We start from the raw sequence: 21,379 nt of genomic DNA, 5'->3' as shown, positions 1-21,379 counted from the left end.
GGTAGGCCTCGTTCCGGTCTTTGGGTACCCGCCGGTAACGCGTTTTCACCCCACGCACACATCACGCCAGTGATCACTGGCATATAAGCCCTGATCAGCGGCTTACGGCCCTGCGCAGGCCCCTCACGAAGATTTTTCCGGGGTCAGGTGCCGGGTGCCCGCCAGTGCTGGAGGACGAGGTCGAACTGCTCGCGCGTCGTGTCCCAGCTCGACTCCGGCGAGGTCATGTAGATCGCGTACTCGGTGCCGTCGTCGGCGTAGTACAGCCGGTCGATCGCGTGCCGGGGGCCCGGGAAGTTCTGCTTCTCGGTCCAGGTGAACTCCCAGAGCGCGGACTTCACGTGATCGCGGTAGGTGCTCTGGTTCAGCCACACCCGCTGGTAGTCCATCCGCTTCTTGAGCGTCTTCTCCAGGTCCAGGAGGTGGGCGTACGGCGTCTCGAAGTCGGGGCTCGGGTCGATGCTGATCCGGAGACGGTGCCGGCCGCGGTCCGGGGTGTAGTCGATGTTGTCGTCCTCCACCTGACGCTTCCAGCCCTCGGGGACGATCAGGGAGAACCCCGCCGGGTCGTCGACCCGCTTCCAGCCCGCCGGGACCTCGTCCGCCGCGACGCCCTTGCGGTCGCCCGCGGTGGGACCGGGGGCGACACCGCTGCTCGCCACGGGGCCCGGCTCGACCCCGCCGTCCCCACCCCCGCCGTACTGCATCACGGCGAAGACGGCGCCGCCCGCGACGGCGGCGGCGAGCACGGCGGTGAGGACCGCGGAGCGCCAGCGGCCCTTCCCCGCGGAGGCGGAGGGACGCGGCCCCGCCGCGGCAGTCCCGGACGGCGGCGCGAAGGCCCCGCCCGAGGTCCCGCCCGAGGTCCCCGCCGGGTCGGGCCACTCGACGGTACGCGGGGTCAGGGGCGACGCCGAGGTCGGTACGCCCTCCGGGACGGCGGCCGCACCGGAGGCCGTGCCCGACGGACCGGAGGCCGTACCGGGAGCACCGGAGGCCGCGCCGGGAGTACCGGGGGGCATGACGATCTGCTCCCGGTCCATCCGCTGCGTCGGCACGTACGCCTGCGCGGTCTGCGGGCTGCGGCCCTCCATCGCGTCGAGCAGCATCCGCTCGGCCTCGTCCGCGCGCGGCCGCTGCTCCGGGTCCTTGCGCAGCAGCGCCACGATGACGGCGGCCAGCGGCCCCGCGTTCGCCGGGTGCGGCGGCTCCTCGCCGACGACGGCCTGCATGGTGCTGATCGGGGAGGTGCGGCGGAACGGCGAGGTGCCCTCGACGGCCGTGTACAGGGTGGCGCCGAGCGACCAGAGGTCGGAGGCCGGGCCGGGGTCGCCGCCCCGGACCCGCTCGGGCGCCAGATAGTCGATGGAGCCGACGAGTTCGCCGGTCCGGGTGATGGTGGAGTCGCCCTCGATCGCCGCGATGCCGAAGTCGGTGATGAGGACCCGCCCGTCCCGCGCGAGCAGGACGTTTCCGGGCTTCACGTCCCGGTGCAGCACGCCGGCCGCGTGCGCGGCCCGCAGCGCGCCGACGACGTGCAGGCCGACCCGGGCCGCCTCGCGGGGCTCGACCGTCCCGGCCTCCTTGACGGCGTCGGCGAGCGACGGGCCGTCGACGAACTGCATGACGATCCAGGGCCGGTCGTCGTGTTCGAGGACGTCGTGGACGGTCACCACGCCGGGGTGGGTGATCCGGGCGGCGGCCCGCGCCTCCTTCTGGGTGCGGGCGTGCAGCACCAGCCGGTCGGCCTCCGCCACGAACCGGCCGGCCGTCAGCTCCTTGACCGCCACCACGCGGTGCAGCACCTCGTCGTGCGCGCGCCAGACCCTGCCCATGCCGCCGCGTCCGATGGACTCGACGAGCCGGTACCGTCCGGCGAGCAACAGCCCCGCGCCTGTGCCCTGAGAATGTTCCACTTGCCCCCGCCCCGTAGCTTCCGATGCCAGGTTACGGAGGAGGGGACGGCGGACGGAACCGCGGGGCCCGCAAAGGAACCGCACTGTGACCGCCGCGGGTGAATCGACACCGGCTCGGGGCCGGATCGGGGCCGGCTCAACGGCCCGGGCGGAAGCCCTTCACGGCCTCGCCGTAGATCTCCGCGACCCGGTCCCGGTCGCTGTCCGGACCGATCACCTGGACCACGTGGTACCGGCCGCCGTCGATGAGCGCGAGGTTGTGGACGAAGACCTTGCGGCCCGCGCCGTCGTACCAGGTGTACTGGCCCTCGGCGGTGGGCGTGCGGCCGATGTCCACCCGCCGCGACCTCACCAACTCGGACCAGCTGGACTGCCGGTAGGGCTCCAGCTCCCGCTCCTTGGTGTTCTGGTACTCCAGCGGATCGGAGCCGTTGTCCCGGACGCTGTCCCGGCCGGGGACGACGATCAGCGTGAAGTCGCCGCCGGTGTAGCGGACTTGGCCGGCGGCGTTGACGGGGCTGCGCCGCCAGTCGCGCGGCACCCCGATCCGGAACCCCTCCGGGTCCTCGCGCAGCACGTAACCGGAGGCCAGGGCGGGGCCGGAGGCGGACGCGGACGCGGAGGGGGGCGTGGACGGGGGCGCGGAGGCCGGGGTCGACGTCGGGGTGGCAGGGGGTGGGGTGGTCGCGGTCGCGGTCGCCGTGGGCTTCGCGGGCGGCGGTGCCGTGGTCGCCGTCGGGCGGGCGCCGGCGGGCTGCTCGCCGCCCCGGGGCAGGGCGACGGCGACGTACGCGAGCGCGGCACCGAGCAGCAGGAGTCCGACGAGCAGCACGCGCCGGCCACGGGAGCGCGGCGCGGTCCGGGGGCGCGGCGGCTCGGGCTCCGCGTCCTCGTAGCCGTACGCGTACTCCTGGCGGGGCTCGTACTCCCTGGGCTCGTACTCCTCCTGGCGGGGCTCGTGCTCCCGGGGTTCGAACAGCTCCTGGGGCTCGAAGGGCTCCTCGGGTACGGGGGCGGGGGTGGTGGCGGGCGCGGGTGTCCTGCCGCCCCGGGGTTCCTTGCCGCGGCGGTGGCGGTGGCGATTGCGGCCCGCGCCGGCGGCGCGGCGGCGGCGCACCAGCTCGCCCCTGCGGCGCAGGATCGGCAGCCGCTTCGCGTCGAACGGCGGCGGGGGCGCGGCGGCGAACTCCGCCTCCGGCTCCGGCGCGGAGCGGACCAGCGACCGCAGCCAGCCGCGCAGCTCCTCGAAGTCCGGGCGTTCGGTGGGGTCCTGGCGCAGCAGCGACTCCACCACCGGGCGCAGCGGGCCGCACTCCTCGGCGAAGGCGGGCGGTTCGGCGCAGACCAGCTGGACGAGCTCGGCGGCGTTGTCCTCGGGATAGGGGGCGTGGCCCTGGACGGCCCGGTAGAGCAGCGCGCCGAGCGCCCACAGGTCGGTGGCGGGGCCGATCGGCGGGGCGAGCCGCCAGTTCTCGTGGACGGGGCCGGCCTGTTCGGGCGCCCAGCGCTCGGTGACGGCGCCGACGACCGCGATCCGGGTCTGCCGGGCCCGTTCGGCGGCGAGCCGGGTGGCCGGACCCCGGTACCGCTCCCCCGCCGGAACCTGCTGCGCGGGTACGGCGGCGACGGCGTCCGGCCGGGCCGCGCGGGCGGACTCCGGGGCGGCGGCCGTGTACCCGGCGGGCAGCGCGGGCCGCCCGGAGCCGGGCAGCACCGGGCTCCCGCCGGCCGGGACGGGCGGCGAACCGTCCCGGGAGGCGTGCGGGCCGTCGGTCCAGCTGCCCTTGAGCATCAGGCGGGGCGGGTACGGGCCGCCGCCGTACGGCCGCCGGCCGTCCGCGGCGGCGCCTTCCCCGTCCCCGTCCTCGTCCTCGTCGTCCTCGTCGTCCTCGCCGTCCGCCGCGCGTGCCCACCACTGGGGCGCGGGCCCGGGCCTGGTGGCCTCCGGAAGGACCGCTTCGGCTGGGGACTCCGCCCCCGACTCGGGCTCGGGAGCGGGCTCGGGCTCGGGAGCGGGGCCCGGCTCGGGGGTGCGCTGGACCGGCAGCGGCCCGGTGTCGCCGATGCGCGCGGCGGCGGCGCGGGTGGCCGCTCGGTAGGCGGCGATGGCCCCCGCCCGGGCCGCCCGCAGATCGGCGCTGGGCGGCACCGCCGGGGCCTCCGGCGGGCTCGCGGGGCGCGGCACGGGCGTCGCGAGCCCGTAGGGATCGACCCCGTACGGGACGGGCTCGGCGGCGGGCGGCAGTTCGGGGACGCCACCCCCGCCCTCCGGCGCCACGAACTCCCCGGTCTCGTACCCGTCGTGCTCGTACGCCTGCACGGTGTACGGCTCGGGCTCGTACGCCTCGGGCCCGTCCGCCTCGGGCTCGTAGGCCGCCTCGGGCTCGTAGGTCGCCTCGGGCTCGTAGGTCTCCTCCGCGGGCGCGTCGTACGCCTCGTACTCCCCCTCCGCCTCGTACTCCTCGTACTCCTCGTACGCCCCCTGCTCCTCGTATTGCCCTCGCTCCCCGTACTCCTCCTCCGGGGCCCGGAAGGCCGGGTCGTCGGGGTCCGGGACGGGGGCGTAGCCGCAGAGAGCCTCCTCGGCGGCGCCGGCGGCGAGGCCGGTGAGGAGGACGCGGCCGTCGTCGCAGACGAGGACCGTGCGGGCGGTGATGTTGCGGTGGACCCAGCCGTGGGCGTGGAGGGCGCGCAGGGCGGTGAGGAGATCCGCGGCGATCTCGGCGGCGCGGAAGGGGTTGAGCGGGCCCTCGTCGAGGAGGGCGGAGAGCGGGCGCGCGGCGACGTACTCGCTGACTATCCACAGCGAGCCGGCCTCCGCGAAGACGTCGAAGACCTGGTCGAGTAAGGGGTGGTCGGGGATCTGCGCGGCGGCCTGGGCGGCCTCGATCGCCCGGCGGACGACCGGCTCGGCCGGTCTGCGGGTGGCGCCGCCCGCGGCGCCGTACGCTCCGGTGGGCGCGGGTCCCTCGCCGAGGACCTCCGCGTCGACGATCTCGGGCAGCGGGACCTGACGGACCCGCACCTCCTGCCCGCTGTACGTGTCGAAGGCGCGGGTCTCGACGAGCTCGACGAGACCCGCGGAGCCGGCGGGCGGCAGCGGAAGGCGATAGCGCTCCGCGAGCACTCTTCCCGCGTACTCGTCCACGGCGCCTCCCCCTGCGCATTGGTCGTGCCCCGTCGCTCACGATACGGGGCCGCGGTCAGTCCTTGGGGCTGAACGTGGCGAACGCCGTCTCGCGCAGCGTCTTGCACTCCGCGCCGTTCCACTCCTCGGCCTTGCAGCTGACCATGATCGAGTAACCGTGCTTGGCGTCCACCTTGAAGCCGCGGTTGAGGACGTGGACGCGCATGCCCTTCTGGGTCCGCTCGAACTCCCAGTCCGCGACGGTCGGGTAGCCGTTGTACGGGACGGAGTCGACGCGGATGTGCTTGTAGCCGGTGCTGCTGGCGCGGACGGCGCCCACGGCGGCGAGCCAGGCCGCCCTCGCGTCGTCCTTCGGGCTGGCGTTGAAGTCGACCTGGACGCGCGGGAAGCCGCCGCTCTCGCTCCATATGGCGCCCCCGCTGTAGCCGTCTATGGGGCGCATGGAGAAGGAGGCGGGCATGGCCATGGAGAACTTGAAGCGGTCGTTGGTGACCAGGGTGTAGCCGGCCGGGAGCGCGGCGCCGGTGCCGGCGCTGGGCTTGGCGGTGGGCGTGGTGGTGCCGGTCTGGCCGGTGGACGCGTCCGTGGCGCCGTTCGCGCCGTTCGCGCCGCCGTTGTCCGTGGCGCCGGTGTCACCGGGCTGGGCGCCGCCCTGCTCGGTGGGGTCGCCCGACGTGCCGCCCTTGCCGCCGTCGGTGCCGGAGCCGCCGTCGCCGCCCGCGGTGGTCCCGGCCGAGGCGGTGGTCTCGCCGCCCTTGCCCTCGGAGCCCTTCTCGCCGCCGTTCAGGGAGACGGCGAGGATGGTGCCGAGGATGGCGAGGACGGCCACCGCGGCGATGATCACCAGGGTGCGCCGGGGGACGACGTCCGTGAGCGGGGCGCGGGCCGGCGCGGGCCGGGCGCCGCCCTGCGCGGGCACGGGCCGGGGCCGCTGCCCGCCCTGCTCGCGGGGCTCGCGGGGCTTCTCCTTGGCGCGGTCCTTCGCCTTCGCCTCGGCCTTGGCCGCCGCGGCCGCGTTCCGTACGGAGGCGAGGGCGCCCCGCATCCGCTCGGCGGTGGGCTCGGGGGCCTTCTCCTGGGCGACGGCCGCGGCCTCCGGGTCCCGCTCGGGGCGGGCCGGCAGCGGAACGATCCTGGTCACCTCGGGCGAGGGCTCCGGCGCCGCCTCGGGCGCGTCGAGCACGGCGCGCAGCAGCACCCGGGCGCGGGCGTCGTCGAGCCGCTGCGCCGGGTCCTTGGCGAGCAGCCCGTAGATGACCTGCTCCAGCTCCGGGCCCGCGTTCTTCGGCGGGTCGACGGGCTCGGTCATGACGGCGGTGAGGGTCGCGATCGCGGAGCCCTTGTCGTACGGCGGGGAGCCCTCGACCGCCGCGTAGAGCAGACCGCCGAGCGACCACAGGTCGGCGGCGGGGCCGGGCTTGTGGCCGCGGGCACGCTCGGGCGAGATGTACGAGGGGGCGCCGACGAGCATGCCGGTGGAGGTGATGGACGGGTCGCCCTCCACCTGGGCGATGCCGAAGTCGGTGAGGACGACGCGGCCGTCGTCGGAGATGAGGACGTTGGACGGCTTCACGTCGCGGTGCAGGATGCCCTCGCGGTGCGCGGAGCGCAGCACGTCGAGGATGGCGAGGCCGACCTCGGCGGCGCGGCGCGGGGTGAGGACGCCGTCCTCGCGCACGGCGTCGGCGAGCGACTTGCCCTCGATGAGCTCCATGACGATCCAGGGGCGGTCGTCCTCGTCGACGACGTCGTAGACGGTCACGGCGCCGTTGTTGCGGATCTTGGCGATGGCCTTGGCCTCGCGCAGGGTCCGGGTGATGAGGCGGCGCTTCTCGTCCTCGTCGATGCTGTTGGGGAAGCGGAGTTCCTTGACGGCGACGGTGCGGCCGAGGGTCTCGTCGACGGCGCGCCAGACGGTGCCCATGCCGCCGCGGCCGAGGAGGGCGCCGAGCCGGTAGCGGCCGGCGAGCAGCCGGCCCTCGGTCTCGGTGGCCGAGGAGGAGCCGGCGCCCTTGCGGAGCCGGTCGGCAGGGGGCCGCTGCCCGTCGCCGTCCCCGGCGCCGAAACCGGCCCGTCCGGTCGAGGGCTCGGTCCCGGGCACGCGGTCCCGGGGCGCGGCCGCGGCCCGCTCGGCCCGCGGGTCGGCGGACGCGCCGCCCCGCGGCTTCGCGTCCTGCGGCTTCGCGTCCTGCGGCTCGGCCTCCGGGGAGTCCGTGCCCCGGTCCCGCGCGTCCTGGGACTTCGCGTCCCGAGGCGCCGCGTCATCCGGCGCGGCGTCTCCCGGCGCGGTGTCCCCCGGCGTGGTGTCCTGGAGCTTCGCCCCCTGGGGCTTCGCGTCCTGGGGCCTGGTGTCCTGAGGCTTCCCGTCCTCGGGCTGCGCCGTGTCCCGCGACTGCTCCGACTCCGACATGCGTCCCCTCTGCGTTCCCTGATCTCCGCCGCGCCCGCCGCACTCCACACGCTGCGGCAACCCGCCCTGGAAGAGAGGCCATTGTCCCTCACCTCAGGACGGGTGGCGCCCCCGGGTCCGTACTCCGGTATGACGACGCGCCACACGCGCCCCCGGGTTCCCCCTCGTCACGGACGTACCGTCAGGCGGATCCCCCGTCAGATCGGGACGATGTCGGGCGCACCGAGCCGTGCGGCGTCCGCCGTCAGGTCGTCGGGCTGCCGCTGGGACTCGCGCTCGGCCTCGACCCGCTTCTCGTAGTGTTCGACCTCTCTCTCGATCTGCCCCTCGTCCCAGCCGAGGACCGGGGCCATCAGTAGGGCGGCCTCGCGCGCGCTGCGGGTGCCGCGGTCGAAGGTCTCGATGGAGACGCGGGTGCGGCGGGTGAGGACGTCGTCGAGGTGGCGGGCGCCCTCGTGGGAGGCGGCGTAGACGACCTCGGCGCGCAGGTAGTCGTCGGCCCCGGCGAGCGGTTCGCCGAGGGAGGGGTCCTCGGCGATCAGCGCGAGGAGTTCCTCGGCGAGGGAGCCGTAGCGGTCGAGGAGGTGCTCGACGCGGACGACGTGGAGGCCGGAGCGGGCGGCGATCCTCGCCCGGGCGTTCCACAGCGCGCGGTAGCCCTCGGCGCCGATCAGCGGGGTGTCCTCGGTGACGCAGGGGGCGACCCCTCCCCAGCCGCCCCGTCCGGGGGACGCGCCGAGGCCGAGGCCGTGCACGGCCTCGTCGACGGCGTCCTTCGCCATCACCCGGTAGGTCGTGTACTTGCCGCCCGCGACGACGACGAGGCCGGGGACCGGGTGGGCGACGGTGTGCTCGCGGGAGAGCTTGCTGGTGGCGTCGGACTCGCCGGCGAGCAGCGGGCGCAGGCCCGCGTAGACCCCCTGGACGTCGTCGCGGGAGAGCGGGGTGGCGAGCACGGTGTTGACGTGCTCCAGGAGGTAGTCGATGTCGGCGCTGGAGGCGGCGGGGTGGGCCTTGTCGAGGTCCCAGTCGGTGTCGGTGGTGCCGATGATCCAGTGCCGCCCCCAGGGGATGACGAAGAGGACGGACTTCTCGGTGCGCAGGATGAGGCCGGTGGTGGAGTGGATCCGGTCCTTGGGGACGACGAGGTGGATGCCCTTGGAGGCGCGGACGTGGAACTGGCCGCGCTCCCCGATGAGGGCCTGGGTGTCGTCGGTCCACACCCCGGTGGCGTTGACGATCTGCTTGGCCCGGATGACGTACTCGCCGCCGGTCTCGACGTCCTGGACGCGGGCGCCGACGACCCGCTCGCCCTCGCGGAGGAAGCCGGTGACCCGGGCCCGGGCGGCGGCCAGGGCGCCGTAGGAGGCGGCGGTGCGGACGAGGGTGAGGACGAAGCGGGCGTCGTCCATCTGGGCGTCGTAGTACTGGAGGGCGCCGGTGAGGGCGTCCTTGCGCAGGCAGGGGGCGACGCGGAGGGCGCCCTTGCGGCTGAGGTGGCGGTGGGCGGGGAGGCCGCGGCCGTGCCCGGAGGAGACGGACATGGCGTCGTACAGGGCGACGCCGGAGCCCGCGTAGAGCCGCTCCCAGCCGCGGTGCTGGAGGGGGTAGAGGAACGGCACCGGTTTCACCAGGTGGGGCGCGAGCCGCTCCAGGAGCAGGCCGCGCTCCTTGAGGGCCTCGCGGACGAGGGCGAAGTCGAGCATCTCCAGATAGCGCAGTCCGCCGTGGATGAGCTTGCTGGAGCGGCTGGAGGTGCCGGAGGCCCAGTCGCGGGCCTCGACGATGCCGGTGGAGAGCCCGCGCGTGACCGCGTCGAGGGCGGTGCCCGCGCCGACGACGCCTCCGCCGACGACCAGCAGGTCCAGCTCGTGCTCGGCCATGGCCGACAGCGCCGCGGCGCGCTCGGCGGGTCCCAGTGTCGCTGTCCTCACGGCTGCCGCCTCCCGTCGTCGTGTCCGTCCCGGTGTCCCTCGTCGTCGCAGCGGCGAACCGGACCGCCTGTGGCCCGGTTCACAGTCCCGATTCTGGACCGGGCGGGCGGCTTCGGCCACCGGCCCCGTGCGGACCTGTGGATAACACTCGGCGACCTCCGATCATGCAATGCCGCATATCGGTCATATTTACTCCTAGTCTGACATTGGTTACCTGTTGCACACGCAACGGACAACGGCTACCGGGAAGGACGGCCCACCCCCATGCCCGCAGACCTCGCCGTCATCGGCCTCGGCCACCACGGACTCCCCCTCGCCCAGGCCGCGACCGCCGCGGGCATCGCCACCGTCGGCTTCGACACCGACCCCCGCCCGGTCGCCGACCTCGCCGCCGGCCGCCCACCGGTCGACGGCTCCCTCACCGCCTCCGAGATCCGCCGCATGCTCTCCGGCGGCTTCCGGGCCACCACCAGCCCGGTCGAGCTCGGCCGGGTCCGCACCGCCGTCCTCTGCGCCCCGACCCCCCTCGGCCCCGACGGCGCCCTCGACCTCACCGCCGTCGCCGACGCCGCCCGCGCGCTCGCCGCCCGGCTCCGCCCGCACACCACCGTCGTCCTGGAGTCCCCCGTCCCGCCCGGCACCACCGAGGGCCTCCTCCGCGAGCTCCTGGAGGACGGCTCCGGCCTGCGGGCCGGCCGCGACTTCCACCTCGCGTACTCCCCCGGCCGCCTCGACCCCGGGCGCGTCGACCCCGGCACCCGGCCCGGCCCCGCCGGCACCCCGAAGGTCATCGGCGGCCTCACGCCCGCGTGCACCGAGTCCGCCGCCGCCTTCTACGGCCGCTTCACCGACAAGGTGGTACGCGCGCGTGGCCCCCGCGAAGCGGAGACGGTCAAACTCCTGGAGACCAACTTCCGGCACGTCAACATCGCCCTCGTCAACGAGATGGCGGTGCTCTGCCACGAACTCGGCGTCGACCTCTGGGACGTCATCCGCTGCGCCGAGACCAAGCCCTTCGGCTTCCAGGCCTTCCGCCCCGGCCCCGGCGTCGGCGGCCACGGCGTCCCCGTCGAGCACCTCGGCGTCCACGGCCCGCTCCGCCTCGTCGAACTCGCCGGCCAGGTCAACCAGCGGATGCCCCGGTACGTCGTCCAGCGCGCCGCCGCCCTCCTCAACGAACACGGCAAGTCCGCCCGCGGCGCCCGGATCCTGCTCCTCGGCATCACGTACAAGCCCGACCTCGCCGACCGCGAGGGCTCCCCCGCCGACGAGATCGCCGGCCGGCTCATGGACCTCGGCGCGGCGGTCAGCTTCCACGACCCGCACGTCCCCGACTGGCGGGTGCGCGACCTGCCCGTCCCCCGCGCCGACTCGCTGTACGAGGCCGCCGCCCACGCCGACCTGACCGTCCTGCTCCAGCACCACCGCGTCTACGACCTCCAGGGCCTCGCGGTGAAGGCCCAGCTCCTCCTCGACACCCGGGGCGCCACCCCCGCCGGCACCGCGCACCGCCTCTGAGCCACGGGCGACGGCTCACGCAGCGGGCAGCGGGTAACGGGTGGGCCACTGTCGGGGCGGGCTGCTAGTGTCCGGCCCCATTGATCGCACGCCCGTGCGGCATCCGTCTTGGGGGACCATCACCATGAGCCAGCCCGTTCCGCCGCCCGGCAACCCGTACGCCCAGGGAACTCCCGGCCAGCCCGACGGCCAGAACCCGTACGCCCAGGGCGCTCCCGGCCAGCAGCCGGCCGGGCAGAACCCGTTCGCCCAGGGCGTGCCGCAGCAGCCCGCCGGGCAGAACCCGTTCGGCGCCTACCCGCCGGCGCCGGCGCCCGCGCCCCGCCGGAACAACGTCGGCCTCGGCATCCTCGCCGCCGTCGTCGCCGCGCTGGTCACCGCCGGCATCTACGGCGCCATCCTCGGCGGCACCGAGACCGAGATCGGCTGGGCCGCCATCGGCGTCGGCTTCGCGGTCGGCTTCGCCGCCGGCAAGGTCGGCGGCTCGAACCCGGCGCTGCCGGTCGTCTCCGCGATCCTCTCGCTCGGCGCCGTCTACCTCGGCCAGCTCGTCGGCATCGCGGTCTTCGCCTCCAACCAGTTCCACGTCTCCTTCACCGAGATCTTCTTCGAGGACTTCGGCGGGCTGACGGAGGCGTGGAGCGAGGGCAAGGACGCGATGACCTTCCTCTTCCTCGCGCTCGGCGCGGCCGCCGCCTTCTCCGGCGCCAAGAAGGCCTCCTGATCCGTACGGACACGCGCGAGGGGCCCCGCACCGGTCGGTGCGGGGCCCCTCGCGTGCGTACGGGAAGGCGTCAGCGGCGGTGCTGCGAGTCCGCGACGGTGACCTCGACGCGCTGGAACTCCTTGAGCTCGCTGTAGCCCGTGGTGGCCATCGCGCGGCGCAGGGCGCCGAAGAAGTTCATCGAGCCGTCCGGGGTGTGCGACGGACCGGTGAGGACCTCCTCGGTGGTGCCGACGATGCCCAGGTCGACCAGCTTGCCGCGCGGCACGTCCTCGTGGACGGCCTCCATGCCCCAGTGGTGGCCCTTGCCGGGCGCGTCCGTGGCACGGGCCAGCGGGGAGCCCATCATGACGGCGTCGGCACCACAGGCGATGGCCTTCGGGAGGTCGCCGGACCAGCCCACGCCGCCGTCGGCGATGACGTGCACGTACCGGCCGCCGGACTCGTCCATGTAGTCGCGGCGGGCCGCGGCCACGTCGGCGACGGCGGTCGCCATCGGGACCTGGATGCCCAGGACGTTGCGGGTGGTGTGCGCGGCGCCGCCGCCGAAGCCGACCAGGACGCCCGCGGCGCCGGTCCGCATCAGGTGCAGGGCGGCGGTGTACGTGGCGCAGCCGCCGACGATGACCGGGACGTCCAGCTCGTAGATGAACTGCTTCAGGTTCAGCGGCTCGGCCGCGCCGGAGACGTGCTCGGCGGAGACCGTGGTGCCGCGGATGACGAAGATGTCCACGCCGGCGTCGACGACGGCCTTGGAGAACTGCGCGGTGCGCTGCGGGGAGAGCGCGGCGGCGGTGACGACGCCGGAGTCGCGCACCTCCTTGATGCGCTGCCCGATCAGCTCCTCCTTGATCGGAGCGGCGTAGATCTCCTGCAGACGGCGGGTGGCGGTGGCCTCGTCCAGCTCGGCGATCTCGTCGAGCAGCGGCTGCGGGTCCTCGTACCGGGTCCACAGGCCTTCGAGGTTCAGCACGCCCAGGCCGCCCAGCTCGCCGATCCGGATGGCGGTCTGCGGGGAGACGACCGAGTCCATCGGGGCGGCCAGGAAGGGCAGCTCGAAGCGGTAGGCGTCGATCTGCCAGGCGATCGAGACCTCCTTCGGGTCCCGGGTGCGCCGGCTCGGTACGACGGCGATGTCGTCGAACGCGTACGCCCTGCGGCCGCGCTTGCCGCGCCCGATCTCGATCTCAGTCACGATGTGTGGCCTTTCCCTCTATGTCTGCGCCTACCAGTATCCCCGACACACGCGCGAGGGGCGGCTCCGGCCACATGCCGGAACCGCCCCCTGGGTCACGCGGTGTTACTTCCTGCTGTAGTTCGGCGCCTCGACCGTCATCTGGATGTCGTGCGGGTGGCTCTCCTTGAGGCCCGCGGAGGTGATCCGGACGAAGCGGCCGTTCGCCTGAAGCTCCGGCACCGTGCGCCCGCCGACGTAGAACATCGACTGACGCAGACCGCCCACCAGCTGGTGGACGACGGCCGAGAGCGGGCCGCGGTAGGGCACCTGGCCCTCGATGCCCTCGGGGACGAGCTTCTCGTCGGAGGCGACGCCCTCCTGGAAGTAGCGGTCCTTGGAGAAGGAGCGCTGCTCGCCGCGGGACTGCATGGCGCCCAGCGAGCCCATGCCGCGGTACGACTTGAACTGCTTGCCGTTGATGAAGAGCAGCTCGCCCGGGGACTCCTCGCAGCCCGCGAGCAGCGAGCCGAGCATCACCGTGTCGGCGCCGGCGACCAGGGCCTTCGCGATGTCGCCGGAGTACTGCAGACCGCCGTCGCCGATGACCGGGACGCCGGCCGCCTTGGCGGCGAGGGAGGCCTCGTAGATCGCGGTGACCTGCGGGACGCCGATGCCGGCGACCACGCGGGTGGTGCAGATGGAGCCGGGGCCGACACCGACCTTGATGCCGTCGACACCGGCGTCGATCAGCGCCTGGGCGCCGTCGCGGGTGGCGATGTTGCCGCCGATGACGTCGACCGAGGAGTTCGACTTGATCTTGGCGACCATGTCGCCGACCAGGCGGGAGTGGCCGTGGGCGGTGTCGACGACGATGAAGTCGACGCCCGCCTCGATCAGGGCCTGGGCGCGCTCGTACGCGTCACCGGCGACACCGACGGCCGCGCCGACGAGCAGCCGGCCCGCCTTGTCCTTGGCGGCGTTCGGGTACTTCTCGGCCTTGACGAAGTCCTTGACCGTGATGAGGCCCTTGAGGATGCCGGCGTCGTCGACGAGCGGCAGCTTCTCGATCTTGTGGCGGCGCAGCAGCTCCATGGCGTCCACGCCGGAGATGCCGACCTTGCCGGTGACCAGCGGCATCGGGGTCATGACCTCGCGCACCTGGCGGCTGCGGTCCGACTCGAAGGCCATGTCGCGGTTGGTGACGATGCCGAGCAGCTTGCCGGCCGGGTCGGTCACCGGGACGCCGCTGATGCGGAACTTGGCGCAGATCGCGTCGGCCTCGGCGAGCGTGGCGTCCGGGTGGACGGTGATCGGGTCGGTCACCATGCCGGACTCGGAGCGCTTCACCAGGTCGACCTGGTTCGCCTGGTCGGCGATGGAGAGATTGCGGTGCAGAACACCGACACCACCCTGTCGGGCCATGGCGATCGCCATGCGCGACTCGGTGACCTTGTCCATCGCGGCGGAGAGCAGCGGGATGTTCACCCGCACGTTCTTCGAGATGTACGAGGCGGTGTCGATCTGGTCGGGCGCCATGTCGGACGCGCCGGGCAGCAGCAGCACGTCGTCGTAGGTCAGCCCGAGTGTCGCGAATTTACCGGGCACTCCGTCGACGTTGGCAGTCATGACACCTTCCCAAATGGCCTTGATCGGTGCGGGATGTCCATGCTAACGGGCCGGAGCGGTGTCTCATTCCACGATCAAGATCAGCGGGAAGCTTTGGACTTTCGTACGTGTACGAAAGGGATGATCGGGCGTGGTGAGGCTTACTGCTCGGCCAGGGCACGGAGTCGGCTGAGGGCGCGGTGCTGGGCGACCCGGACGGCGCCCGGGGACATGCCGAGCATCTGCCCGGTCTCCTCGGCGGTCAGTCCGACGGCGACCCTGAGGACGAGGAGCTCGCGCTGGTTCTCGGGGAGGTTGGCGAGGAGCTTCTTGGCCCATTCGGCGTCGTCGCTGAGGAGGGCGCGCTCCTCGGGGCCGAGGGAGTCGTCGGGCCGCTCGGGCATCTCGTCGGAGGGCACGGCGGTGGAGCCGGGGTGGCGCATGGCGGCCCGCTGGAGGTCGGCGACCTTGTGTCCGGCGATGGCGAAGACGAAGGCCTCGAAGGGGCGGCCGGTGTGCTTGTAGCGGGGCAGGGCCATCAGGACGGCGACGCAGACCTCCTGCGCGAGGTCCTCGACGAAGTGGCGGGCGTCACCGGGCAGGCGGTTGAGCCGGGTGCGGCAGTAGCGCAGCGCGAGCGGGTGGACGCGCGCCAGCAGGTCGTGGGTGGCCTGCGCGTCCCCTTCGACGGCGCGGTGGACGAGCGCACCGATCTCCCCCTGCCCGGCAGGCATGGGTGAACCCATGGTCTCGTCGTCGCGCATCGCTCCATGGTGCCTTGACGTCTGTCCGTCCGTGGCACCCTGTCCGTAGTTGTGCACCGAAGCGTTATGAGCAGGTGCGCCGGGATTCATCTCTGGCGCCCTCCCCTTCCGCTCGATCGACTCGTCCCCGAGGAACTCCACATCTCAAGGATGCGGCATCGGGCGGGGAAGTGACACAGGCCCGCCCCGTCCGCCCCTCGCGGACGGGGGTACGGACGGGGAGACGGCCGGTGCGCGGCGGCTCAGCGGACCAGGCCCCACCGGAATCCGAGCGCGACGGCGTGCGCGCGGTCGGAGGCGCCGAGCTTCTTGAAGAGGCGTCGGGCGTGGGTCTTGACGGTGTCCTCGGAGAGGAAGAGCTCGCGCCCGATCTCCGCGTTGGACCGGCCGTGGCTCATGCCTTCGAGGACCTGGATCTCGCGCGCGGTGAGGGTGGGCGCGGCGCCCATCTCGGCCGAGCGGAGCCGGCGCGGGGCGAGCCGCCACGTCGGGTCGGCGAGCGCCTGGGTGACGGTGGCCCGCAGCTCGGCGCGCGAGGCGTCCTTGTGCAGGTAGCCGCGGGCGCCGGCGGCGACCGCGAGCGCCACGCCGTCGAGGTCCTCGGCGACGGTGAGCATGATGATCCGGGCGCCGGGGTCGGCGGAGAGCAGCCGGCGGACGGTTTCCACACCGCCGAGGCCGGGCATGCGCACGTCCATCAGGATGAGGTCCGAGCGGTCCGCACCCCAGCGGCGGAGGACTTCCTCGCCGTTGGCCGCGGTGGTCACGCGCTCCACGCCGGGCACGGTCGCGACCGCGCGGCGAAGCGCCTCTCGGGCAAGCGGGGAGTCGTCGCAGACGAGAACGGACGTCATGACTGACCTCCGCGGCTCTCGCAGCTGATGCGCGTCACCTTGAGCCTCCAGGGCTGGTACGTATCGTCACCTGTGCGGTTGACGCTCCCGGACACCTGCCCGATCGCTTGTTCATTCAACCGCCTCGCACTCTCAACGATGGTCACTCGAAAGAGTTACGGGTCGGACGGGACCTTCGGCACTCCTTGTGAGGGGCCGTGCACGGAGAAGAGCGTCGCAGGTCGTTGCGTCCACCATCAGAAGCTATGCCCCATTTAGCGGGTTTTCTTCCCTTTTCGCGGTGTCTGTGGCTAGATTCGCAATGAGTCATATTTACATCTACTTCGACAGTAGTCGGACACATCCGGCCCACCGGGGTCCGAGGAGCCCCGGACCGACAGCCGATACCCGCCCACCCACCAACCCGTCTCGACACGGTTTCAAGGGGACTAGCGCAATGGCAGATTTCTCCCGCCTTCCCGGACCCAACGCCGATCTGTGGGACTGGCAACTGCTCGCGGCCTGCCGCGGGGTCGACAGCTCCCTGTTCTTCCACCCCGAGGGAGAGCGCGGCGCGGCACGGAGTGCGCGTGAGAACTCGGCGAAAGAGGTCTGCATGCGGTGCCCGGTCCGCGCGCAGTGCGCGGCACACGCACTCGCCGTGCGGGAGCCCTACGGCGTATGGGGCGGCCTCACCGAGGACGAACGCGAAGAACTCATGGGCCGAGCGCGCAACCGTCTGATCACGACGGCGCCGGCTCCGGCCGCGACCGCCGGCCGATCGATCATGGGACATGCATGAAGGAACGTTTCCCCTCATGAGCCGGGACCCGAGCCCGGCGTGAGCCGGGGCCCAGGGTCCGGCTGAACCCCCGAGAGGCCTCCGGAGGCCCGGGGGGGCGGGCTACGCGCGCGTGGCGGCGCGGGCCAGCTCGTCGAGGGTGGCCGCGACCGCCGGGACCTGGGCCAGGTCCGGCAGGGTCAGCGCCACGATCTCCCGCTCCACGGCGGGCTCGACGGCGACGGTCCGCGCCCCCTTGGGCCGTACGGACTCGATGGCCAGCTCCGGCAGGACGGCCACGCCGAGCCCCGCGCCGACCAGGCCCACCACCGCCGGGTAGTCGTCGGTGGCGAAGTCGATGCGCGGGGCGAAGCCGGCCTCCTCGCAGACGTCGACGAGCTGGCGGCGGCAGCGCGGGCAGCCCGCGATCCAGGAGTCGCCGGCCAGCTCGGCGATGGAGACGGAGCCGGCGTCCGCGAGCGGGTGGGCCTCCGGGACCAGGCCGACGAGCCGGTCGGTGAGGAGCGGGCGGACCACCAGGTCGTCCCACTCGCCGGGCGCGTGGGACGAGCCGTACCGGAAGGCGAGGGCGATGTCGCAGTCGCCCTCGCGGAGCATCTCGACGGAGCGCGGCGGTTCGGCCTCGACCAGGGAGACCCGGGTGCCGGGGTGGGCGGCGCGCAGGGCGGCGAGGGCGGTGGGGACGAGGGTCGAGCTGCCGCTGGGGAACGAGACCAGGCGGACCCGGCCGGCCCGGAGGCCCGCGATGGCGGCGACCTCCTCCTCGGCGGCCGTGAGTCCGGCGAGGATGCCGGCGGCGTGCCGGACCAGGACCTCGCCGGCCTGGGTGAGGCGCATCTCGCGGCCGGTGCGGATGAGCAGGGGGGTGCCGGCCGAGCCCTCCAGGGCCTTCATCTGCTGGCTGACGGCGGGCTGGGTGCAGCCCAGTTCGCGTGCGGCGGCGGAGAAGGAGCCGGTGGCGGCGACGGCGCGCAGGACGCGGAGGTGGCGTGCCTCGATCATGGATCGAGCATAAGCGACACTTGGATCCGGCCGCGAATGTTCGATCAAAACTTTGAGGTCGGGTGGAAGGGGCCCGCCTAGGCTGCCCCGTATGACCTTGTTGAGTGTGAACGCGGGCCGGGCGAAGAACGTCGGCTACACCGACTCCCCCGCCGGGAGGACGGGCATCGACAAGCGGCCCGTCGACGGGCCCGTACGGATCGAGTCGCCCGGGCCCGCCGGCGTCGGGGCGAGCGGCGTGGCCGGGGACGACGTGTGCGACCTGCGCTTCCACGGCGGCGCCGACCGGGCGGTGTACGCCTTCGCCCGCGAGGACCTGGACCGCTGGGAGCGGGAGCTGGGCCGCGAGCTGGCGAACGGCTCCTTCGGCGAGAACCTGACGACGAGCGGCGTGGACGTGAACGGGGCGCTGATCGGCGAGCGCTGGCGGATCGGCGAGGACGTGGTCGTCGAGGTGACCGGCGGCCGCATCCCCTGCCGCACCTTCCAGGGCCATCTGGAGGAGAAGGGGGGCGACGCCCGGGGCTGGGTGAAGCGGTTCACCCGGGCGGAGGCCGGTCCCGGCGCGCTGCTGCGGGTGATCGAGCCGGGCGAGGTGCGGGCCGGCGACCCGGTCACGGTGGTGCACCGGCCGGACCACACCGTCACCGTCGCCTTCCTGCACCGCGCGGCGACCGTCGAGCGGGAGCGGCTGGCGGAGACGCTGGTGGCCGCCGAGTGGATGGAGTCCGGACTGCTCGACCTCGCCCGCACGTACGCGGACAAGTACGCGGAGCGGGACGCGCGGAAGGACGCGGACGGGCACGACGGCTGAGGCGGGGTCGTACGGGGCCGGGGGGCGCGCTTGCGGGCACTACGGTTCCGGTATGACCACTGCACTGATCACGGGAGCCACCGCCGGCATCGGAGCCGCCTTCGCGCGCAGGCTGGCGGCCGACGGCCACGATGTCGTCCTGGTGGCGCGGGACCTGACGCGCCTTCGGGAGCAGGCCACCGAGCTGCACGACCGGCACGGGGTGGAGGCCGAGGTGCTCGCCGCGGACCTCTCCGAGGAGAAGGGGATCGCCGCGGTCGAGGCCCGGCTCTCCGACCCGCGCCGCCCGGTCGACCTGCTGGTGAACAACGCGGGCTTCGGCAACAAGGGCCGCTTCCTCGACGTGTCGATGGCCGACGAGCTGAAGATGCTGACCGTGCACTGCGAGGCGGTGCTCCGGCTGACCTCGGCGGCGGCCGCCGCGATGCGGGAGCGCGGGCGGGGCGGGGTGGTGAACGTGGCCTCGGTGGCCGCCTTCGTGCCGCGCGGCACCTACGGCGCCTCGAAGGCGTGGGTCGTGCAGTTCACCCAGGGCGCGGCCAAGGACCTCGCGGGCAGCGGGGTGCGGCTGATGGCGCTCTGCCCCGGTTTCGTGCGCACCGAGTTCCACGAGCGGGCCGGGATGGGCACGGACAACATCCCGGGCTGGATGTGGCTCGACGCGGACAAGCTGGTGTCGGCGGCCCTGTCGGACCTGGCGCGGGGGAAGACCCTGTCGATCCCGGACCCGCGCTACAAGGCCCTCATGGGTGTGGTGAAGCTGGCCCCGCGCTCGCTGCTCGGCGGCGTGTCGTCGAAGGCGGGACGCAAGTACGGCCCTCAGTAGTCCGTCACCGGTGCTCCGTCAGGGGCGGTCGAGGCCGGTCGCCTCGTGGTCCGGCCGGCGGGCGCCGCGTCGAGGCGCGTGGACGCCCCGTCCCGCCATCTGACGTACAGCCCGGTGCCGTCGGTGACCCGGACCTCCGCGAGGGCGGCGGCCGGGGCCGGGTCGGGCCCGGCGGTGAGCGAGGCGAGGGCGGCGAAGAGCGAGACGGGCCCCCGGGTGGTGCCGTGGACGGCGGGGGTACGGGTCGGGGCCGGGCCCTGGAGGGTGGCCCCGGTGGCCAGGGCGGTGACCTCGGGGTCGTAGCCGTGGACGGGGTGGAGCTGGGAGACCGGCGCTCCGGGTCCTTCGGCGACGGCCCAGCCGGTCTGCCGTACGGGGGTCCCCTCGGGGGCGTCCAGGACGAGGTGGACGCGGAGTTCGGCGCGGCCGTGGACCACGGTGGTGGAGACGACCCGGACGCCGGGGAGCGGGCTGTGCGCGGAGGCGGCGCGGTCGGGGCCCGCGGCGAGCGGTTCGGCGGGGCCCCGGTGGGTGGCCGTGCCGTCGGGGCCGAGCAGCGCGAAGTGGTTGTCCGCCGGGTCGGGGGCGCCGGTGGGGCCGGTGCGGGTGGCGTAGGCGAAGCGGGCGTAGCCGGGGTCGTCGCCGTCCTCGCCACCGGCGGCGACGTGGTTGCTGCCGTGGTTGTGGAGGCGGACGAGACCGTCGGCGGCGGTGGTCTGGACGAGGAGTCCGGTGGGGCCGAAGGGGCGGGCGGTGTCGGCGCGTTCGGCCGGGAGGGGTTCCTCGGGGTCGGTCCAGGCGGGGTGGTCCGGCGGGAGCAGCAGCCCGAGGAAGCCCTTGGCCGCCCAGTAGGGGGAGCCCGGTCCCGAGTACGCCTGGACCAGCGGCGGGTGGGGGCCGTGCCAGCCGAGGGTGAGCAGCCCTCCGGCGTCGGTGGCGCCCCGGTCGAGGAAGTACCGCAGGCTTCCGGAGGCGAGGCGGCGGGTGGCGCCGGGGGTGAGCGGGGTGTGGCCGGTGAGGGTGCCGAGCCAGGGGGCGGCGGCCGCGGCGAAGCGGTAGATCAGGGAGCGTCCGTAGGGGACGGGGGCGCCGTTCGCGTCGAAGAGGTGGGCGTGGTCGGCGAGGTGGGCGCGGAGCCGGGGCCCGTAGCGGGCGAGGAGGGCGCGGTCGCCGGCGAGGTGGGCGTGGAGCACCGGATAGAGGTGCAGGGCCCAGGAGTTGTAGTGGTCGAAGGCGCGGTTGTCGCCGTCGCTGTACCAGCCGTCGCCGAGGTACCACTCCTCGATCCGGGCGAGGGAGCGGTCTGCGGTGGCAGCGGCGCGGTCGGTCTCGACGCCGGCGTCCTGGAGGAAACCGGCGACGGTGAGGCCGAAGAGCCACCAGTTGTTGTCGACGGGGGACGGGCCGAGGGCGGGGAGCAGCCACCGGACGAGGCGTTCGCGGGCCGGGGTGCCGAGGCGGTCCCAGAGCCAGGGGCGGGTGAGGCGCAGGGCGAGGGCGATCGAGGCGGACTCGACGACCGCCTGGCGGGTGTCGGCCATCAGGGGCCAGGACTCGCGGTCCCCGCGGCCGGGGTGCGCGGTGCCGGCGGCGAGGCTGGAGGCGTACCGGTCGAGGTGGCCGTGCGGGTCGGCCCCGCGGGCCCCGGCGACGCGGAGGGCGGCGAGGAGGAACGTACGGGCGAAGCCCTCCAGGCCGTCGGAGCGGGCGCCGGACCAGCTGGGGCGGGGGCCCGGCAGGTCGACGAGGGCGCCGCGCGGGGAGGCGTGGGGCCGGACCGCGAGGAGGAGCCGGTCGGCGGCGTCCTCCCAGTGGGCGCGGGTCCAGCCGGTGTACGGACTGAGGCCACGGTCCTCGGGTGGCGTGGGCATGATGCTCCCTGACGATCCGCGGGGCGCCGGCCGCT

General features: G+C 74.1%; 15 protein-coding genes. 5 read left to right on the top strand and 10 right to left on the bottom strand.

What is annotated here, in order from left to right; all coding sequences use genetic code 11:
• Nucleotides 1–143: 143 nt before the first annotated feature.
• The 4 genes from ABZ621_RS06595 to ABZ621_RS06580 form a co-directional block, all read right to left on the bottom strand.
• Nucleotides 144–1,916 (bottom strand): protein kinase, encoded by a 1,773-nt coding sequence (locus tag ABZ621_RS06595; protein WP_360601336.1) that lies wholly within the window; start codon nt 1,914–1,916, stop codon nt 144–146.
• Nucleotides 1,917–2,052: 136 nt separating this feature from the next.
• On the bottom strand, nt 2,053–5,064 hold the full coding sequence (locus ABZ621_RS06590; protein ID WP_360601334.1) for a protein kinase: 3,012 nt from the start codon (nt 5,062–5,064) through the stop codon (nt 2,053–2,055).
• Between the two features lie 55 nt (nt 5,065–5,119).
• On the bottom strand, nt 5,120–7,474 hold the full coding sequence (locus tag ABZ621_RS06585; RefSeq protein ID WP_360601332.1) for a protein kinase: 2,355 nt from the start codon (nt 7,472–7,474) through the stop codon (nt 5,120–5,122).
• Between the two features lie 197 nt (nt 7,475–7,671).
• Entirely contained in the window at nt 7,672–9,408 is a 1,737-nt protein-coding gene (locus ABZ621_RS06580; RefSeq protein WP_360601330.1) for a glycerol-3-phosphate dehydrogenase/oxidase, read from the bottom strand.
• A 264-nt stretch (nt 9,409–9,672) separates the two neighbouring features.
• Here ABZ621_RS06580 and ABZ621_RS06575 point away from each other — a divergent pair, with 264 nt between their 5' ends.
• Nucleotides 9,673–10,926, top strand: coding sequence for a nucleotide sugar dehydrogenase (locus ABZ621_RS06575; protein ID WP_360601328.1), 1,254 nt, complete (start codon nt 9,673–9,675; stop codon nt 10,924–10,926).
• Nucleotides 10,927–11,050: 124 nt separating this feature from the next.
• Nucleotides 11,051–11,650 (top strand): hypothetical protein, encoded by a 600-nt coding sequence (locus ABZ621_RS06570; RefSeq protein ID WP_360601326.1) that lies wholly within the window; start codon nt 11,051–11,053, stop codon nt 11,648–11,650.
• 70 nt (nt 11,651–11,720) lie between these two features.
• Here the strand turns inward: ABZ621_RS06570 and ABZ621_RS06565 are convergent, their stop codons facing one another.
• The 4 genes from ABZ621_RS06565 to ABZ621_RS06550 form a co-directional block, all read right to left on the bottom strand.
• Nucleotides 11,721–12,845 (bottom strand): GuaB3 family IMP dehydrogenase-related protein, encoded by a 1,125-nt coding sequence (locus tag ABZ621_RS06565; RefSeq protein ID WP_360601324.1) that lies wholly within the window; start codon nt 12,843–12,845, stop codon nt 11,721–11,723.
• A 105-nt stretch (nt 12,846–12,950) separates the two neighbouring features.
• A complete protein-coding gene (guaB, locus tag ABZ621_RS06560; RefSeq protein WP_360601322.1) occupies nt 12,951–14,453 on the bottom strand; it encodes an IMP dehydrogenase in 1,503 nt (500 codons plus the stop codon).
• Between the two features lie 140 nt (nt 14,454–14,593).
• Nucleotides 14,594–15,196 (bottom strand): sigma-70 family RNA polymerase sigma factor, encoded by a 603-nt coding sequence (locus ABZ621_RS06555; protein WP_360601320.1) that lies wholly within the window; start codon nt 15,194–15,196, stop codon nt 14,594–14,596.
• Nucleotides 15,197–15,438: 242 nt separating this feature from the next.
• Nucleotides 15,439–16,050 (bottom strand): response regulator transcription factor, encoded by a 612-nt coding sequence (locus tag ABZ621_RS06550; RefSeq protein WP_003948568.1) that lies wholly within the window; start codon nt 16,048–16,050, stop codon nt 15,439–15,441.
• 436 nt (nt 16,051–16,486) lie between these two features.
• On the opposite strand from ABZ621_RS06550, the gene ABZ621_RS06545 reads away from it, so the two are divergent.
• Nucleotides 16,487–16,831, top strand: coding sequence for a WhiB family transcriptional regulator (locus ABZ621_RS06545; RefSeq protein ID WP_360601318.1), 345 nt, complete (start codon nt 16,487–16,489; stop codon nt 16,829–16,831).
• Nucleotides 16,832–16,933: 102 nt separating this feature from the next.
• Here ABZ621_RS06545 and ABZ621_RS06540 read toward each other — a convergent pair whose 3' ends face one another.
• Nucleotides 16,934–17,833 carry a LysR family transcriptional regulator gene (locus ABZ621_RS06540; protein WP_360601315.1) on the bottom strand — a complete coding sequence of 300 codons (900 nt, stop codon included), beginning with the start codon at nt 17,831–17,833 and terminating at the stop codon, nt 16,934–16,936.
• Nucleotides 17,834–17,924: 91 nt separating this feature from the next.
• On the opposite strand from ABZ621_RS06540, the gene ABZ621_RS06535 reads away from it, so the two are divergent.
• Nucleotides 17,925–18,647, top strand: coding sequence for an MOSC domain-containing protein (locus ABZ621_RS06535; protein ID WP_360601313.1), 723 nt, complete (start codon nt 17,925–17,927; stop codon nt 18,645–18,647).
• A 52-nt stretch (nt 18,648–18,699) separates the two neighbouring features.
• The gene (locus tag ABZ621_RS06530; protein WP_360601311.1) at nt 18,700–19,473 is read left to right on the top strand and encodes an SDR family oxidoreductase; all 774 of its coding nucleotides are present in this window, start codon (nt 18,700–18,702) and stop codon (nt 19,471–19,473) included.
• Here ABZ621_RS06530 and ABZ621_RS06525 read toward each other — a convergent pair.
• The gene (locus ABZ621_RS06525; RefSeq protein WP_360601309.1) at nt 19,467–21,344 is read right to left on the bottom strand and encodes a DUF2264 domain-containing protein; all 1,878 of its coding nucleotides are present in this window, start codon (nt 21,342–21,344) and stop codon (nt 19,467–19,469) included. The genes ABZ621_RS06530 and ABZ621_RS06525 overlap by 7 nt on opposite strands.
• Between the last annotated feature and the right edge of the window lie 35 nt (nt 21,345–21,379).

Source organism: Streptomyces sp. NPDC007863, from assembly GCF_040633895.1.
Classification (GTDB): domain Bacteria; phylum Actinomycetota; class Actinomycetes; order Streptomycetales; family Streptomycetaceae; genus Streptomyces.
The sequence above is the reverse complement of the archived record's forward strand: the minus strand, read 5'-3'. Positions and strand labels throughout refer to the sequence as shown.

Coding starts and splice junctions, on each gene's coding strand:
- ABZ621_RS06585 (WP_360601332.1), bottom strand. CDS start 7,474: ATGTCGGAGTCGGAGCAGTCGCGGGACACGGCGCAGCCCGAGGACGGG.
- ABZ621_RS06575 (WP_360601328.1), top strand. CDS start 9,673: ATGCCCGCAGACCTCGCCGTCATCGGCCTCGGCCACCACGGACTCCCC.
- ABZ621_RS06570 (WP_360601326.1), top strand. CDS start 11,051: ATGAGCCAGCCCGTTCCGCCGCCCGGCAACCCGTACGCCCAGGGAACT.
- guaB (WP_360601322.1), bottom strand. CDS start 14,453: ATGACTGCCAACGTCGACGGAGTGCCCGGTAAATTCGCGACACTCGGG.
- ABZ621_RS06555 (WP_360601320.1), bottom strand. CDS start 15,196: ATGCGCGACGACGAGACCATGGGTTCACCCATGCCTGCCGGGCAGGGG.
- ABZ621_RS06550 (WP_003948568.1), bottom strand. CDS start 16,050: ATGACGTCCGTTCTCGTCTGCGACGACTCCCCGCTTGCCCGAGAGGCG.
- ABZ621_RS06545 (WP_360601318.1), top strand. CDS start 16,487: ATGGCAGATTTCTCCCGCCTTCCCGGACCCAACGCCGATCTGTGGGAC.
- ABZ621_RS06540 (WP_360601315.1), bottom strand. CDS start 17,833: ATGATCGAGGCACGCCACCTCCGCGTCCTGCGCGCCGTCGCCGCCACC.
- ABZ621_RS06535 (WP_360601313.1), top strand. CDS start 17,925: ATGACCTTGTTGAGTGTGAACGCGGGCCGGGCGAAGAACGTCGGCTAC.
- ABZ621_RS06530 (WP_360601311.1), top strand. CDS start 18,700: ATGACCACTGCACTGATCACGGGAGCCACCGCCGGCATCGGAGCCGCC.
- ABZ621_RS06525 (WP_360601309.1), bottom strand. CDS start 21,344: ATGCCCACGCCACCCGAGGACCGTGGCCTCAGTCCGTACACCGGCTGG.